We start from the raw sequence: 15,690 nt of genomic DNA, 5'->3' as shown, positions 1-15,690 counted from the left end.
CCGCCGCGGCGAGCGGCGGGGCCGGTACGCAGGGCGCCTTCAAAGCGCGTACCGTGCACCGGACATCGTCCAAGGAACTCGTGAAGGTCCTCGGTCACCGCCGTCCCGAGCGGCTCCGACGTCGCTGAGCATCTGTGGAGTTACTCACAGCGCATTTCCCCGGGGCCCGCGCAGCCGTCTCACCAATCACCAGGAGTGGGAGGTGAATGACAGGTTGCGCGCACATATGCGGCAGAGGTCGCTCACCTTGCACTGCGGTAACCACAAGTGGGACCATTTCGAAGTTCCCTGTCGCCCCAAGGTAGGTCACCTGTGTCCCAGCACATAGCCAAGCCCCGTACCACCGCAGTGATCCTGGCCGGTGGTACCGGTCAGCGCGTGGGTCTGTCGATCCCCAAGCAGCTGCTGAAGATCGCCGGCAAGGCAGTCATCGAGCACACGCTGACCACTTTCGAGAACGCCGACTCGATCGACGACATCATCGTGCTGATGGCGCCGGGCTATGTGCCCGACATCGAGAAGATTGTCGCGAAGGCCGGATTCAAGAAGGTCTCGAAGATCATCGAGGGCGGCGCCACGCGGAACGAGACCACCGAGCGCGCCATCTCGGCCCTGGGTGAGGGCCTGGCCGAGGGCGAGGACGCCAACGTCCTCTTCCACGACGCCGTGCGCCCCCTGCTGTCGCAGCGCGTCATCGACGACTGCGTGACCGCGCTGGAGCGCTACCAGGCCGTCGACGTGGCCATCCCCTCCGCCGACACCATCATCGTCACGCGCACGCACGGCGAGGACGGCGAGTTCATCACCGAGATCCCGGACCGCTCCCGGCTGCGCCGCGGCCAGACGCCGCAGGCCTTCAAGCTGTCCACGATCAAGCGGGCCTACGAGGTCGCCGCAGGCGACCCCAACTTCCAGGCGACCGACGACTGCTCCGTCGTGCTCAAGTACCTGCCGGACGTGCCGATCCACGTCGTCGCGGGTGACGAGTACAACATGAAGGTCACCCAGCCCGTCGACGTCTTCATCGCCGACAAGCTCTTCCAGCTCGCCTCCACGGCCGCGCCCGAGCAGGTCTCCGAGGAGGCCTACCGGGAGCTGCTGACCGGCAAGACGGTCGTCGTCTTCGGCGGCTCCTACGGCATCGGCAAGGACATCGCCGAGCTCGCCGAGTCCTACGGCGCCTCGGTCTACGCGCTGGGCCGCTCCACCACCGGCACCCACGTGGAGAATCCGGAGGAGGTCGACGACGCCCTGTCCAAGGCCTACGCCGAGACCGGCCGCATCGACTACGTGGTGAACACCGCGGGCGTGCTGCGCATCGGCAAGCTCGCCGAGACCGACAACGCCACCATCGAGGAGGCGCTGAAGGTCAACTACCTGGCCCCGGTGCAGATCGCCCGTTCGTCGTACAAGTACCTGTCCGAGACCAAGGGCCAGTTGCTGCTGTACACCTCCAGCAGCTACACCCGGGGTCGCGCCGAGTACAGCCTCTACTCCTCGACCAAGGCCGCGATGGTGAACCTCACCCAGGCCCTGTCCGACGAGTGGGCCGGCGACGGCGTCCGCGTCAACTGCATCAACCCCGAGCGCACCGCCACCCCGATGCGCACCAAGGCCTTCGGCCAGGAGCCGACAGGCTCGCTGCTGTCCTCCGAGGCAGTGGCGCGCACCTCGCTGGACGTGCTGCTGTCCGAGCTGACCGGCCACGTCATCGACGTCCGTCAGCAGGACCCGACCGCCGGTGCGGCCCGGGCCTCCGGCTTCGAGCAGGCGCTGGCCTCGGTGCTGGACCGGCAGGACGGCGTGTAATAATTGGCGCCAAATAGACTTCAGTAATTCAGGCCTCTGCGCCCTCCTGTTAACGGTGTTCGTCAACAGGAGTGTTCGCAGGGGCCTGAATCCATACCGTCTCGCGAATATTCACAGACCAGCCGCATTCTCGAACCAAGACCGGCACACCCCTCCCAAGAGCAGGTTTCTCCGTGATATCCACCGCTATTCGCGTCGCCCGGGTGGGCAGCGCGGCCGAGCTGGCCGCGGCGGTCCTCATGGTGGCGGGCTTCCCCGCCCTCATGCTGGCCGCGCTCGTCCCGAGCGTCCCCGCCTTCGCGGCAGCGGCCGCCGTGACGTACCTGGCGGACCACTATCTGCACCGCAAGGGCAGCTACCTGATCAACCGCCTCGGCAAGGTCCGGGCCGGCCTGTCGATCCGCTTCCTGATCCGGCAGCTGCTCCTGGTCCTGCTGCTGGCCCGGCTGTCCCTGGCGGACAACCTGATCTACTACGGCGCGATCGCCTGCTTCATCGCCTTCTACGGTCTCCAGGCCCCGCACGGCGCGCTGGTGCAGCTCATCCGCAACCGCCGCCGCATGCCGGTCGCCACGCGCAACGTGGACCTGAAGTCCCGCATCCGCATCCCGGACGCCCCGCCGCGCCGGCTGCTGCACCGCTCCGCCGAGAAGATGCTGCACCTCGACCTCTTCGCGGTCGTCGGCATCCTGCTCGCCGCGCAGGTGAAGTCGGCACTCGTCGGCTTCGTCGGCATCGGCATCACGGTGGCCGTCGCCACCCTGTACGTCGTGGCGCTCGTGCCGTACGTGCGCGGCCGCAAGATCCCGCCGAACGCCGAGCGGGTGCTGGCCGCCGTCGACGACTGGCTGGGCGGGTACAAGCCGGAGACGGTCCTGTACTTCTCGGGTTCGAAGGACTCCGCGTACCAGGTGAACATGTGGCTGGACACCATGGAGAACCTGGACTCCAAGCCGCTGATCATCCTGCGTGAGCGGGCCATCCTGAACAACCTGGCCCCGACCACGGTCCCCGTCATCTGCGTGCCCGGAGGGGTGCACCTGATGAACATGGACCTGTCCACGGTGCGGGTCGCGCTCTACGCGGCGAACGTCGGCAAGAACATCCACATGCTGCGCGTGCCCACCATCAAACACGTCTTCATCGGTCACGGCGACAGCGACAAGCTCGCCAGCGTCAACCCGTTCAGCAAGGTCTACGACGAGGTGTGGACGGCCGGCCGCGCGGGCCGCGACCGCTACGCCATCGCCGACGTCGGTGTCCGCGACGACGACATCGTCGAGGTCGGCCGCCCGCAGCTCGCCCCGATCCAGACCTGGCAGGGCGTGCCCGAGGGACGCATCCCCACGGTCCTGTACGCCCCCACCTGGGAGGGCTGGGACGACAACCCCGGCAACACCTCGATCCTGCTGGCCGGCGAGAACATCGTGCGCAGGCTGATCACGGCCGACCCGCCGGTCCGCGTCCTGTACAAGCCGCACCCGTTCACCGGCACGCGCAGCAAGGAGGCCAAGGCCGCGCACCAGCGCATCACCGCCCTGGTCCAGAAGGCCGCCGCCGAGCGCGCCGCCGACTCGCGTTTCGCCACCGACAGCGCCGCCCAGGCGCAGGTTAAGGCCGAGCTGGCCCGGATCGAGGCCCGGATCGCCCAGCTGGCCGGTACCGGCGACAAGGGCCGCGACGAGGCCGAGGCCACCCGTGACGGGCAGATCGACGTCGCCCGGCACGAGGAGGTCGCCCGGCTGCGCGCCGAGTGGAACGACGCCTACTGGCGTTCCTTCCCCACCTGGGAGCACCGCGTCATCACCGGCTCCGAGCCGCGGCTGTACGACTGCTTCAACGTCTCGGACGCGATGGTCTCGGACATCTCCAGCGTGGTCTCCGACTTCATCGCGAGCGGCAAGCCGTACGCGGTCACCGACTCCGCGGAGCTGGGTGCCGAGGAGTTCAAGCGGAACAACACGGCGGTGCGTGCCGCGGTGATCCTGTCCAACAGCGCGGCCGAGTTGGGCGAGCTGCTCGGCGCGGTGCGCGACCCGGCCGCCGATCCGCTGGCCGAGGACCGCAAGGAGCTCAAGCAGTACCTGCTGGGCCCGGACGAGCCGGCCTCCATCGACCAGTTCAACACCGCCGTCGCGAACCTCGCGATCAAGGCCGAGACGCGCAACGTCGGCCAGGAGTCACGGATCGCGGCCGCCACCGCCGACGCGGAGAAACTGGCGAACGCCGTGCCCGGTCAGCGGGTGTCCTCCGCCGGTGACACGGACGGCGTCGGCACGGGCTGAACCGCCGCCGCCTGCTTCAGAGTTCGGCCCCTGAGGAGCATTCCTCGGGGGCCGAACTCTTTCTCGTTCCCGCCGCCTGCCGGTTCACCATGTGACGTGACTCACTGATACGGGTGAGCGAGGCAACCGCTTGCCTCGATCACCCGTCTACCAAGTAGCGAATGAGGAGATACGGGGGGAATATCCCATTGACTAGGGGGAAACGTGACCGTGGCGCAGCCTGATGTGAGTGTGATCATCGGTGCGTACGAAGCGATGCCGTACCTGATCGAGTGCCTCTCGTCCGTCGAGGCACAGACCATCGATCCGGAGCGCATCGAGGTCATAGCGGTGGACGACGGATCGACGGACGGCACGGGGGAGTACCTGGAGGAATTCGCCGAGCGCGCTCCCATGCACGTCCTGGTGATCCGGCAGGAGAACTCCGGCGGCCCCAGCGGCCCGCGCAACGTCGGTCTGGGCAAGGCGACCGGGCGTTACGTCTTCTTCCTCGACGCCGACGACCGGCTGGGCCCCGAGGCCCTGGAACGGATGGTCGACATGGCCGACCGGGCCGGCACGGACGTCGTCCTCGGCAAGGTCGAGGGCGTCAACCGCTCGGCGCCGAAGTCCATGTGGGGCAAGACGGTGGAGCGCACGGACGTCTACTCGTCCAACATCAAGTTCACGCTCAGCGCGCAGAAGCTGTTCCGCCGGGAGCTGCTCGACCGGCACGGCATGCGGTTCGACGAGTCGCTGTTCACCGGCGAGGACGCGCTGTTCACGATGGAGGCGTACCTGCGGGCGGACGGCGTCTCGGTGGTCGCCGACCACACCTGCTACTACCTGGTCGGCCGTGACGACGGCAAGCACGTGACGAAGAGCGGCAGTTACACGCTGCGCTTCGACTCCGCGCGGGCGCTGATGAACCTGATCGCCGACCTCGTCCCCGCGGGCGGCCGGCGCGACCAGCTCATGGTCCGGCCCTTCCTCGTCACGCTGCTGCCGCAGTTCGGGCCCAAGTACCTGACGGACAGCGAGGAGATACGCCGGCACAAGTTCGAGCTGGCCAAGCCGCTGATGGACGCGTACTGGACCGAGGGCGTCGCCCAGCGTCTCAAGGTCCACGAGCGGCTGCGGCTGCACCTGGTCGCCGAGCAGCGTCCGGAACTGCTGCTGGACGTCGTGAAGTTCGTCAAGGCCAAGAAGCAGGCGGCGGCCCTCCTGGAGAAGAAGGGCCGCCGCGTCTACCTGGCCTATCCGCACTTCCGCGACCGCGCCGCGGGCATCCCCGACTCGGTGTACCTCGCCGAGCCGCGCGAGGCCCGCGCCTTCCCGGGCTACCGCGAGGGCGGCGTCGACACGTTCGTACGCCGGGCGGTGCGCAAGGCGCGGCGGGTGCTGACGTCGCGTGAGGTGCGGCAGGCGGCCTGAACACGGGCGCGGGGCCGTGGGTCGATCGCCCACGGCCCCGCGCCTGGTTCGCCGGTCGGTTCGTCGTGCCGTCCGCTGGTTCGTCTGGTTCGTCGTGCTGAGCGCTAGCGCGGTGCGGCCGTCGGCAGGCCCGCCCCGTCACCCGCCGGCTCCGTGCGCTGGCCGGGCAGTTCCGCCGTCAGGCGCTCCGCCACTCGTGCCCGGTGGGCCCGGGCCTCCTCGCACAGGGCCCGTACGGCCGCGTTGAAGCGCTCCTGCGACGGCGGATCGGCCGGGCCCAGCAGGCGCAGCTTCAACGCGGCGCGTGCCTGGGCCAGGTCGTCCTTCTCCGGGTGCCGGACCGTCTCCAGCAGGTCCGGCATCCCGGCCGCGTCCGGCGTCAGCACGGTCGCCGCCGCCACCGTCGGGAAGGCCGTACGGAAGGCCTCCTCGGGCAGTCCGCTGGTGTTCGCCACCGCGTACGGCTTCTCGCTCGCCAGGAAGTCGCTGATCACGCTCGACACGTCACTGATCAGCAGGTCGGCCACGTTGAAGCAGGAGTACAGCGCGGGCCGGGCGTCCGTGATGATCTGGTGCTCGCTCTCCGGCAGCGAGGCCCAGTACGCCTCCTCCCAGGCCGCCGTCGCCCGTGCCACCGCCTCCGCACGGCCCGGCTCCGGCGCCGACTGCACCCGCATCCGCTCCACCGTGTCGGCCCCGGTCCGGAAGGCGGTCGTAGTGAGCCGGTCCAGCTCCTCGGTGAGCCGGGCCAGTTCGGGACCGACCGTGGGACGACGCGCCCCCGTCCGCTCCCGGTTGGCCGCCCGGATCAGCTCCCGGATGCGCAGGTCGGCCGCGCCCGCGCGCGGGTCCACCGACCCGGTCAGCGGATGCGGCTTGTACAGCAGCCGCACGCCCGGGTCCGCCAGCAGCGCCCGCACCAGGTTCTCCCCGGCCGCGATCACCGACGTGTTGCCGGGGTTGCCGTCCCAGCCCTCCCAGGTCGGCGCGTACAGCACGGTCGTGAAGTGCCCGTCAGCGGCTCCGCCGCGGGGCCCCGCAGGCGGACCGGCGTACGGCCGTACGGCGTCGAGCTGCGGACGGCCCGTCTCCACCACGTCCTTGTCCTCGACGCCCACCTCGGCCAGCGCGTACCGCTCGCGCGCGGCGGGCCCGGCCACCCAGACCTCGTCGTACGCCTTCGCGTACGGGTTGCAGGAGGACAGCTTGTCGCTCTCGCCGTGGTTGACGAAGGTGTGCCTGATCGTGGGGATGCGCAGCACCTGGGAGGTCTTGCCCGAGTTCGAGGGGTGGATGAGGACCTGGAGCGTGGAGTGCTCGAGGCGCATCAGCGTGGACACCTTCGGCAGGCACACGATCGGGATGTCCGTCGCCGCGATCTTCTGCACCATGAACCGTTCGCGCAGCACGATGACCGGCTTCCCGTCGGTCTTGGCGAGCGGCTCCAGCCACATGTTCGCCTGGTAGGCCGAGGAGGCACCGCCGGAGAAGTACAGGCCCACGGTCGGCCGGTACTCGGCCAGCCACGCGTCGAACCAGTCGAGCACCTCCTGCTCGCCGGCCGGGCGGCGCCCCGGCAGCAGCCGGAAGAGCAGTGCGCCGAGGCCGGTCAGCGCGAGCGCGAGGGAGAGCGCGATGCCCGCGGCCGCGTACACGGGCTCGTCGCCCGGCGCGGCGGCAAGCAGCCCCGCCGTCGCCGGCAGGCCGAACACCAGCAGCCGGTGGCCGGGGCGGCGCAGCAGCGCGGACGGGGCCTTGGACAGCCGCAGCGCCGAGGCGTCGATGTTCCGGGTCACCACCGGCAGGGTGCGGGTCCGGCGCACCAGCACGGAGACCGCCTGGATCGCGCAGTGCAGCACGTAGAAGGCGAGCAGCCCGGCCACGAGCGGGGCGTACACGGTCTCCCGGTCCTGCTCGCCGAGCCGCAGCAGACCCACGACCAGCAGCAGGTCCCGCAGGACGTGCCGCACGGTGATGTCCGCGTGCGACTTGGCGAACAGCGACAGCACCCCGCGCTGCCACCGGTACAGGACGCCCTCGGTGGCGAGGGAGACGGTGGTCGCGGCGAGCAGCAGTGGAACGTGGGGCAGCAGCGCCGCGACCGCCTGAGCGGCGAACGCGGCGGCCAGGACGATGGTGACCAGCCCCTTCAGCAGGGCCGGTGGGCGGGGGAGAGGTAGGGGCACTGCGGTCACTCCAGGAGCGTCGGGTCGGCGCAGGTCGGCCGCCCGGGTTAACGCGCGGCGACCTCCTGACGACACGCGCGTGTCGTCAGGGCGTAGAGGGCGGCTGCCGTCCCGTGGTGTCGTGGGACCGTAGCGGAAGATCGCGTTCCTGTCGCGTGGTGGGACAGAAGAAGGGTGACTGCCGCCCTCCCGTGACGCGGGCGGCACCGTCCGTAGCGTGGACCGGCGCCGCGCCCCGCCCGCCCGTCCCGTAGATTTCCTGGTGAGCGACCGAATCGACGCGAGGGGACGGACGGCGACGTGGCAGGGGCAAGGCAGGCCGTGGGCGAGGCCCGCAGGATCGTCGTCAAGGTCGGGTCCTCCTCGCTGACGACCGCGTCGGGGGGCCTGGACGCCGACCGCGTGGACGCGCTGGTCGACGTGCTCGCGAAGGTCCGCAGCGGTGGTGAGCGCGAGATCGTCCTGGTCTCCTCCGGCGCCATCGCGGCCGGCCTCGCCCCGCTGGGCCTGAGCCGCCGCCCCAAGGACCTCGCCCGGCAGCAGGCCGCCGCCAGCGTCGGCCAGGGCCTGCTGGTCGCCCGCTACACCGCCTCCTTCGCCCGCTACGGCGTCCGCGTCGGCCAGGTGCTCCTGACCTCCGACGACATGAGCCGCCGCGCCCACCACCGCAACGCCTCGCGCACCCTCGACAAGCTCCTCGCGATGGGCGCCCTCCCGGTCGTCAACGAGAACGACACCGTCGCCACGGACGAGATCCGCTTCGGCGACAACGACCGCCTCGCCGCTCTGGTCGCCCACCTCGTCCACGCCGACCTGCTGGTCCTGCTGTCCGACGTGGACGGCGTCTACGACGGCGACCCCGGCAAGCCCGGCACCTCCCGCATCGCCGAGGTGCGCGACCCCTCCGAGCTCTCGGGCGTCGAGATCGGCAGCGCGGGCAAGGCCGGCGTCGGCACCGGCGGCATGGTCACCAAGGTGGAGGCCGCCCGCATCGCGGCCGCCGCCGGCGTGCCCGTCGTGCTCACCAGCGCCGTCCACGCGGCCGACGCCCTGTCCGGCCAGGACACCGGCACCTACTTCCACCCCACCGGCAAGCGCTCCGCCGACCGGCTGCTGTGGCTCCAGCACGCCTCCACCCCGCAGGGCGCCCTCACCCTGGACGACGGTGCCGTCGAGGCCGTCGTGGAGCGCCGCAAGTCGCTGCTGCCCGCCGGGATCGCCGCCGTCGAGGGCGAGTTCAGCGCCGGTGACCCGGTCGAGCTGCGGGACGCCACGGGGCGGGCCGTGGCCCGGGGGCTCGTCAGCTTCGACGCCAAGGAGATCCCCCGGCTGATCGGCCGCTCGACCCGCGAACTGGCTCGCGAACTCGGACCCGCGTACGAACGCGAGGTCGTACACAGGGACGACCTGGTGCTCCTGCACCCGTAATGGGTCGAAACCTCCGCCCCCGGTGGTGGACGTTCCGCAAAACCGCCCCGCGATCTCCTGCGGCCTGCTCAACTTTGTCTCGGGGACATATTCCACAGCAGCGCCACAGTGCAAAGGAGGCCGTCGTGAGACGAGTGCGCCCTGGGGCCACGGCGTCCCGTGGTGGTGCCGGCTCCCGCGCGGCCGGTGAGGAGCGGGCCCTGACGAGCGTGGCGGCCGGGGACCGGTTCGAGGGCGAGGAACCCGCGGACACGCCGCGCCTGTGGCACGTCACCCTCAGCGTCTCCGGCAAGGAGGCCCCGCTCCCCGAGGTCCGGCGCGCCCTCGAACAGCTCGCCCACGACCATCCCTTCCTCCTCACCAGCCGATACGCGGTCGACCACGCGGAGATCCGCTACTGGGAAGAGGCCCGCGACCTGCACGACGCGGCCGCCGTCGCCCTGCGCCTGTGGGGCGAGCACCGGCAGACCGCGGGGCTGCCGCCCTGGGAGATCGTCGGCCTGGAGGTCATCGACCGCGCGACCTACCACCAGCGCATCGCCGAGGGGTACGGTCCGCCGCCCGCGTCGCCGGTCGGAGTCCATCCGTTCTGACCCGGCCCGGAAGCCGTCTCGCAGAGTGTCTCGGGGTGTGGAACGCGCGGTGAACGGTCCCGCCCGGCACACTACGCTTCCCTTATGACCACGCTTTCGCCGTACGACTCCATGTCCCCGGTCACCGAGGCCGCCTACCGCGCCAAGGCCGCCGCCGCGAGCCTCGCGCCGCTGCCGAGGGCCGACAAGGACGACGCGCTGCTCGCCATCGCCGACGCGCTGGAGGTCCGTACGAGCGAGATCGTCGAGGCCAACGCCAAGGACGTCGCCAAGGCCCGCGAGGCCGGCATCAGCGAGGGCATGATCGACCGGCTCACGCTCACCCCCGAGCGGGTCCGCGCCATCGCCTCGGACGTCCGCGACGTCGCCGCGCTGCCCGACCCGGTCGGCGAGGTCGTACGCGGCTCCACGCTGCCCAACGGCATCGACCTGCGCCAGGTCCGCGTGCCGCTCGGCGTCGTCGGGATCATCTACGAGGGCCGGCCGAACGTCACCGTCGACGCCGCCGCCCTCTGCCTGAAGTCCGGCAACGCGGTCCTGCTGCGCGGCTCCTCCTCGGCGTACCAGTCGAACAGCGCCCTCGTGCGCGTCCTGCGCGACGCCGTGGGCGGTGCCGGGCTGCCCGCCGACGCCATCCAGCTGGTGCCCGGCGAGAGCCGCGACAGCGTGCGCGAGCTGATGCGCGCCCGCGGCCTGGTCGACGTGCTCATCCCGCGCGGCGGCGCCTCGCTGATCAACACGGTCGTCCAGGAGTCGGTCGTCCCGGTCATCGAGACCGGCACCGGCAACTGCCACGTCTACGTCGACGCCCAGGCCGACCTGGACATGGCCGTCGAGATCCTGATCAACTCCAAGGCCCAGCGCGTCGGCGTCTGCAACGCCGCCGAGACCCTTCTGGTCCACCAGGACATCGCCGCCGAGTTCCTGCCGCGGGCCCTGGACGCCCTCGCCGGCGCCGGGGTCACCGTGCACGCCGACGAGCGCGTCCTGGCCTACGCCAAGGACTCCAAGGCCACGGTCGTCGAGGCGACGGCCGAGGACTGGGAGACGGAGTACCTGTCGTACGACATCGCCGCGGCCGTGGTGGACTCGCTGGACAAGGCCGTCGAGCACATCCGGCTGTGGACCTCCGGCCACACCGAGGCCATCGTCACCACGTCGCAGCAGGCCGCCCGCCGCTTCACCCAGCTGGTCGACTCGACGACGGTCGCCGTCAACGCCTCCACCCGCTTCACCGACGGCGGCCAGTTCGGCTTCGGTGCGGAGATCGGCATCTCCACGCAGAAGCTGCACGCCCGTGGCCCGATGGGTCTGCCCGAGCTGACCAGCACGAAGTACATCGTCACTGGTGACGGGCACGTGCGGCGCTGACCGACTGCCGCGTGGGTGTGTGACGCGGCGCATGTGTGTGCGGCAGGGGAGGACCGGCCGGGCGTGCGCCGTGCGGCACCCCGTGAACGCCGTCTCAACCGGCGGATGAATTTCCATACCGTCTGCCCAAAATGACCCCCCAGGTCTACTCTGGAACCGTGCCGGAGGACGTGGGGGGCACGCCGTTTCCTGACGGCCGGGAGCCCGACGACGACCACGACCGCGGGGTGTCGGACGAAGAGTTCGCCTCCGTGGTCTTCGACGAGGCCTTCGTACGCGCGGCCGTGGTGCACGAGCCGAGCGCCGTGGAGCGCCTCCTGGCCGCCGCCAAGGCGAGAGCCGAGGCGGAGGCGCGCCGCGCCCACTCCAGAGGCGAGCGGTACGACGACGGGTACGGCCCGGACGGGTCCGGCAATTTTGGCCATGATCCCGAGCTGGACGACCTGGACGACCCCGATGTCCTCGAGGACCACTACGGCGGCACCGGGCCGTACTCCAAACGGGTCCGCTGGCACCGCCCCGTCGCCTGGGTGCTCGCCCTCGTGATGGGCATCGGCATGGTCGCGCTGGCCTTCACGGCGGTCTACCGGGGCGCGTCCTCCAACCGCCAGGACCCCGTGCCGGCGCCCACCTCGACCGGGCTGGAACAGGGCAGCGGGGCGGCTCCCTCCGCTTCCGCGGACTACTCCCAGCCGGCCGTCTCGGTGATCCCGCGCAACCCCTGACCGGAACCCGCTCACATTGGTGAGGACCTGTCAGAACTTGTGGTGCGGCAGGGCGTTTACCCGAGCTCCCGGAGACCTACCCTGAAGATATGGGCGGGCCAGGAGATCCACCTGAGGGGACACCCGAGGGCGCTCCCGGAGGTGGAGAGGACGAGTACCGATCCGTCGTCTTCGACGAATCGTTCGTCCGCGCTGCCCGCCTTCAGGAGTACTCCGCCCAGGAGCGGATCAGCGACCACGCGCCCGCCGTGCGCCGCGTCGCTCCCCTGCGCCGGGGCCTGTCCCGGCAGGCACTGGTCCTGGTCCTGCTGATCGCCTTCGCCTTCGGCACCGCGATCTACATGGGTGTACGGCACCCCTACCAGGCCCCCGCCGCCCAGGAGACCGCCGAACCCCTGCGGATGACCGTCATCCCGCTCGCCCCCGAGGGCAAGGTGCCCGGCACGGCCGACACGGCGTACCTGTACGAGCGCAGCCCCGCCGCACAGTTCAAGACCGGCGCGGAGGGCGTGCCGCTGCCCGCCTCGCGGCGCACCGCGCACTTCTCGGACAGCCAGGTCGTGTCCGCCCTGACCACCGCCAAGGACTACATCGTCCGCTCCGCCCTCGACCCGGACGTGCTCACGGGCCGTGAGGTCCGCGCCGTCCGCGTGCTGCTGGCCCCCGACCAGCTCGACCAGTTCGATCAGAGCTTCGCCCGCCCCACCGCGGACGGACGCCACGCGCCCACCGGATGGCTCGTCCGCTTCGACCCCTCCCGCGCCGAGCTGGCCGACCGCAGGGTTCGGGTCCAGGGCACGCTCCAGGCCGCGGAGGCCGACTCCTCCACGCTCGAGGTCACCGCCGACCACACGTTCGTGTACGCACTGCGGCCCGCCGGGGCCGGTGGCAAGGCCGAGGCGTCCCTGTTCACCGTCCGGCGCGAGCTGCACTTCCGCTTCGACCGCGACGACCTGCGCCTGCACCAGGCCCAGCTCGTCGTCTCCTACGTCCAGGCCGGCCCGCTCTCCTGTGCCGAGGACTCCACGAACCACCTGCGCCCCCTCCTGGCCGGCCAGACGGCCAAGGAAGGCGGCCCCGCCGGCACGGACCCCTACGCCACGGGCAGTGCCACGGCCCTGTGCGGCTCCCTGGCGACGAGCGCGCAGCCGAGGGTGTGACGGCGGGCTTCCGGGCGCTCCAGCCGGCGCTGGGCGCTGTGGTTCTCCCGGTGCCCCTCCCGGTGCCCCTCCCGGTGCCCCTCCCGGTGCCCCTCCCGGTGCCCCTCCCGGTGCCCCTCCCGGTGCCCCTCCGGGCTTCTCAGCTCTCGTCGCGCGGCGGCCGGTCGTCTCCCGGGGAGTCCGACGTGCCCGGCGTCCCGGGCCCCTGGGGCGGCTTCTGAGCCGGGTTGGTGAAGCCGCCGAAGCCGCGGCGGACGCGGTCGCCCAGGTCGCCGGCGCCGCCGGCGAGGTCGGTGACCAGCTTCATCAGCGGGTCCTTGGAGTTCTTCACATGGGTCGAGTAGTGGTTCGCCGAGTCCCGCCAGGAGTCCCGGACCGAGGTGTCCTTGTCCTCGTCGCGCCGCGGGTAGTGGCCGTCCATGATCCGCTGGTAGTCCCGCGACTCGGCCCACTTCTTCAGCTCGGCCGCCCGCACGGTGGTGAAGGGGTGGGAGCGCGGCAGCACGTTCAGGATCTTCAGCACCGAGTCGCGCAGGTCGCCCCCGGCCTCGTACTCCTCGGCCTGGGCGAGGAACGCGTCCACGTTCATCTCGTGCAGGTGGTTACCGCCCGCGATCTTCATCAGACCCCGCATGGACGCCTGGAGATCCTGCCCGACCAGCAGCCCCGCCCGGTCCGCGGACAGCTCCGACTTGCGGAACCACTCGCGCAGCCCGGTCACGATCGCCATGATCGCGAGGTTGCCCAGGGGGATCCAGGCGACCCGGACGGCGAGGCTGGTCAGGAACAGCAGGATGGTCCGGTAGACCGAGTGCCCGGACAGCGCGTGCCCCACCTCGTGGCCGACGACCGCCCGCATCTCCTCCTCGTCGAGCAGTTCGACGAGGCCCGTCGTCACGACGATGATCGGCTCGTCCAGGCCGATGCACATCGCGTTCGGCTGCGGGTCCTGGTTCACGTACATCGGCGGGACCTTCTCCAGGTCCAGGATGTAGCAGGCGTCCCGCAGCATCACGTTCAGATGCGAGAACTGCTGGTCGGACACCCGTACCGAGTCGGACAGGAACAGCAGCCGCAGACTGCGCTCGGGCAGCAGGCCGCTGAGCGCCTTGAACACCGTGTCGAAACCGCTCAGCTTGCGCAGCGCCACCAGGGCCGAGCGGTCGGCCGGGTGCTCGTACGTACGCGAGGAGATTCCGGGGAAGCGCCTGCGCTGCCTGCTCGGCACGTGCTCGTGCCCGTTGTGCTCGTGGCCGTCGGACATGTCTTCCCCCATGTGCGTCTGTGTGACCTTTACGGCCCTTTGTGCGGCCTTTTGCTTCCCCGAGGCAGAGCCCAGCCTAGGCGGAGTTACGGTGGTCGGGCAGTACAGCGAAGGAGACCGCCGCCATGGAGCACCACCCCGCAGCCGCCTGGCTCGCAGAGGCCGCGACCGCCGCCGAGCGGCAAGGAGGGCCGGGGATGCTGCGGTACGTACTGATCGTGATGATCCTGGGCTGTGTGCTGACCGCGTGGTTCCTGCTGCGTGGCTACAGACGGAAGGACGACTGAGGCACCGGGAAGGTTCCCCGCACGAGGCCCCGGGACCGGGCCGGGTGGGAGCGGGCACCGCCTCCGCGTCACGAACAGGCGGAGTCGGGGTGATCGCGGTCGGGGCGCCCGCTTACGATGAGCCGACGTCTTTAACCCGCCCACATGCGATAGGTCCTGCCGAAGATGAGCTTCCACAGCACCGCTGCCCAGTTGGTCACCCTCGCCGCCGAGGGCGAGGAGCACGGCGGAAACCACGAGAGCCTCAGCCCCTACCTCACCGGTGGTGCCGCTCTCTTCATCCTGCTGCTGATGCTGTGGGTCACCACCCGCTTCAACCGCGACCGCTGAGCCCGGCGGGGCGCCCCGCGCGGGGCGCCCAGGGAACCCGGGGGCGGCCGGAGCCCTCAGGCAGGGCCGGTAGGGTCTGCACGCATGGGAGAGCAGGACATGCCTACCGGTCCGGCGAACGAGACGCCGCACGACTCGGCACAGGACACGGCGAGCGGCACCGAGCGACACTCGGAGCCTCGCCGTGCCGTCACGGCGCACCGCCAGATCGACGGCCCCGGAAACGACCGGCCCCGGCTGGGCAAGCGCCGCCTCGGCGTCATGGGCGGCACCTTCGACCCGATCCACCACGGGCACCTCGTGGCGGCCAGCGAGGTCGCCGCGGCGTTCCGCCTCGACGAGGTGGTCTTCGTCCCGACCGGCCAGCCATGGCAGAAGTCCCACCGCAAGGTCTCCCCGGCCGAGGACCGCTACCTGATGACGGTCATCGCGACCGCCGAGAACCCGCAGTTCTCGGTGAGCCGCATCGACATCGACCGCGGCGGCCCCACCTACACCGTGGACACCCTGCGTGACCTGCGCGCGCTCAACCCCGAGACGGACCTGTTCTTCATCACGGGCGCCGACGCGCTGTCCCAGATCCTCACCTGGCGGGACAGCGAGGAACTGATCTCCCTCGCGCACTTCATCGGGGTCACCCGGCCGGGCCACCACCTGAACGACCCAGGACTTCCGGAGGGCGGCGTCTCCCTCGTCGAGGTCCCCGCCCTCGCCATCTCCTCCACGGACTGCCGTGCGAGAGTCGCCAAGGGCGACCCCATCTGGTATCTGGTGCCGGACGGAGTCGTGCGCTACATCGACAAGCGCGAGCTGTACCGCGGCGAGTGAGCCGAGAGGGG

The 15,690-nt window shown here is 70.9% G+C and carries 13 protein-coding genes; 11 read left to right on the top strand and 2 right to left on the bottom strand.

Annotated elements, in window-relative coordinates:
- Positions 1-312: 312 nt before the first annotated feature.
- The 3 genes from CP976_RS15065 to CP976_RS15055 all read left to right on the top strand — a co-directional run bounded on the left by CP976_RS15065 (position 313) and on the right by CP976_RS15055 (position 5,507).
- Positions 313-1,809, top strand: a complete 1,497-nt coding sequence (locus CP976_RS15065) for a bifunctional cytidylyltransferase/SDR family oxidoreductase (RefSeq protein ID WP_059417764.1) — start codon at positions 313-315, stop codon at positions 1,807-1,809.
- 203 nt (positions 1,810-2,012) lie between these two features.
- A complete protein-coding gene (locus CP976_RS15060) occupies positions 2,013-4,094 on the top strand; it encodes a hypothetical protein (RefSeq protein ID WP_150485360.1) in 2,082 nt (693 codons plus the stop codon).
- 204 nt (positions 4,095-4,298) lie between these two features.
- Positions 4,299-5,507 (top strand): glycosyltransferase family 2 protein, encoded by a 1,209-nt coding sequence (locus CP976_RS15055; RefSeq protein WP_150480824.1) that lies wholly within the window; start codon positions 4,299-4,301, stop codon positions 5,505-5,507.
- A 104-nt stretch (positions 5,508-5,611) separates the two neighbouring features.
- Here the strand turns inward: CP976_RS15055 and CP976_RS15050 are convergent, their stop codons facing one another.
- Positions 5,612-7,693 (bottom strand): hypothetical protein, encoded by a 2,082-nt coding sequence (locus tag CP976_RS15050; protein ID WP_167537556.1) that lies wholly within the window; start codon positions 7,691-7,693, stop codon positions 5,612-5,614.
- Between the two features lie 321 nt (positions 7,694-8,014).
- Between CP976_RS15050 and proB the strand changes: the two genes are divergently transcribed.
- From proB to CP976_RS15025, 5 genes are all read left to right on the top strand, one after another.
- Positions 8,015-9,121, top strand: a complete 1,107-nt coding sequence (gene proB, locus CP976_RS15045; RefSeq protein ID WP_150485359.1) for a glutamate 5-kinase — start codon at positions 8,015-8,017, stop codon at positions 9,119-9,121.
- Between the two features lie 134 nt (positions 9,122-9,255).
- Positions 9,256-9,714, top strand: coding sequence for a hypothetical protein (locus CP976_RS15040; RefSeq protein WP_059416949.1), 459 nt, complete (start codon positions 9,256-9,258; stop codon positions 9,712-9,714).
- Between the two features lie 84 nt (positions 9,715-9,798).
- Complete coding sequence (locus tag CP976_RS15035) at positions 9,799-11,085, top strand: glutamate-5-semialdehyde dehydrogenase (RefSeq protein WP_150480822.1); 1,287 nt, start codon at positions 9,799-9,801, stop codon at positions 11,083-11,085.
- A 158-nt stretch (positions 11,086-11,243) separates the two neighbouring features.
- A complete protein-coding gene (locus CP976_RS15030) occupies positions 11,244-11,810 on the top strand; it encodes an SCO2584 family spore wall biosynthesis protein (RefSeq protein WP_444545278.1) in 567 nt (188 codons plus the stop codon).
- A gap of 89 nt (positions 11,811-11,899) precedes the next feature.
- The gene (locus tag CP976_RS15025; RefSeq protein ID WP_150480820.1) at positions 11,900-12,970 is read left to right on the top strand and encodes an SCO2583 family membrane protein; all 1,071 of its coding nucleotides are present in this window, start codon (positions 11,900-11,902) and stop codon (positions 12,968-12,970) included.
- Positions 12,971-13,109: 139 nt separating this feature from the next.
- Here the strand turns inward: CP976_RS15025 and CP976_RS15020 are convergent, their stop codons facing one another.
- Positions 13,110-14,234, bottom strand: a complete 1,125-nt coding sequence (locus CP976_RS15020; protein ID WP_150485358.1) for a M48 family metallopeptidase — start codon at positions 14,232-14,234, stop codon at positions 13,110-13,112.
- A gap of 125 nt (positions 14,235-14,359) precedes the next feature.
- Here CP976_RS15020 and CP976_RS42915 point away from each other — a divergent pair, with 125 nt between their 5' ends.
- The 3 genes from CP976_RS42915 (at position 14,360) to nadD (ending at position 15,679) form a co-directional block, all read left to right on the top strand.
- Positions 14,360-14,521, top strand: a complete 162-nt coding sequence (locus CP976_RS42915) for a hypothetical protein (RefSeq protein WP_086602242.1) — start codon at positions 14,360-14,362, stop codon at positions 14,519-14,521.
- 165 nt (positions 14,522-14,686) lie between these two features.
- Entirely contained in the window at positions 14,687-14,851 is a 165-nt protein-coding gene (locus CP976_RS42910; RefSeq protein ID WP_086602241.1) for a hypothetical protein, read from the top strand.
- An 84-nt stretch (positions 14,852-14,935) separates the two neighbouring features.
- A complete protein-coding gene (nadD, locus tag CP976_RS15015; protein WP_150480819.1) occupies positions 14,936-15,679 on the top strand; it encodes a nicotinate-nucleotide adenylyltransferase in 744 nt (247 codons plus the stop codon).
- Positions 15,680-15,690: the final 11 nt, after the last annotated feature.

It is taken from the genome of Streptomyces coeruleorubidus, from assembly GCF_008705135.1.
GTDB lineage: Bacteria > Actinomycetota > Actinomycetes > Streptomycetales > Streptomycetaceae > Streptomyces > Streptomyces coeruleofuscus.
This window is presented reverse-complemented; position numbering and strand designations above follow the sequence as displayed.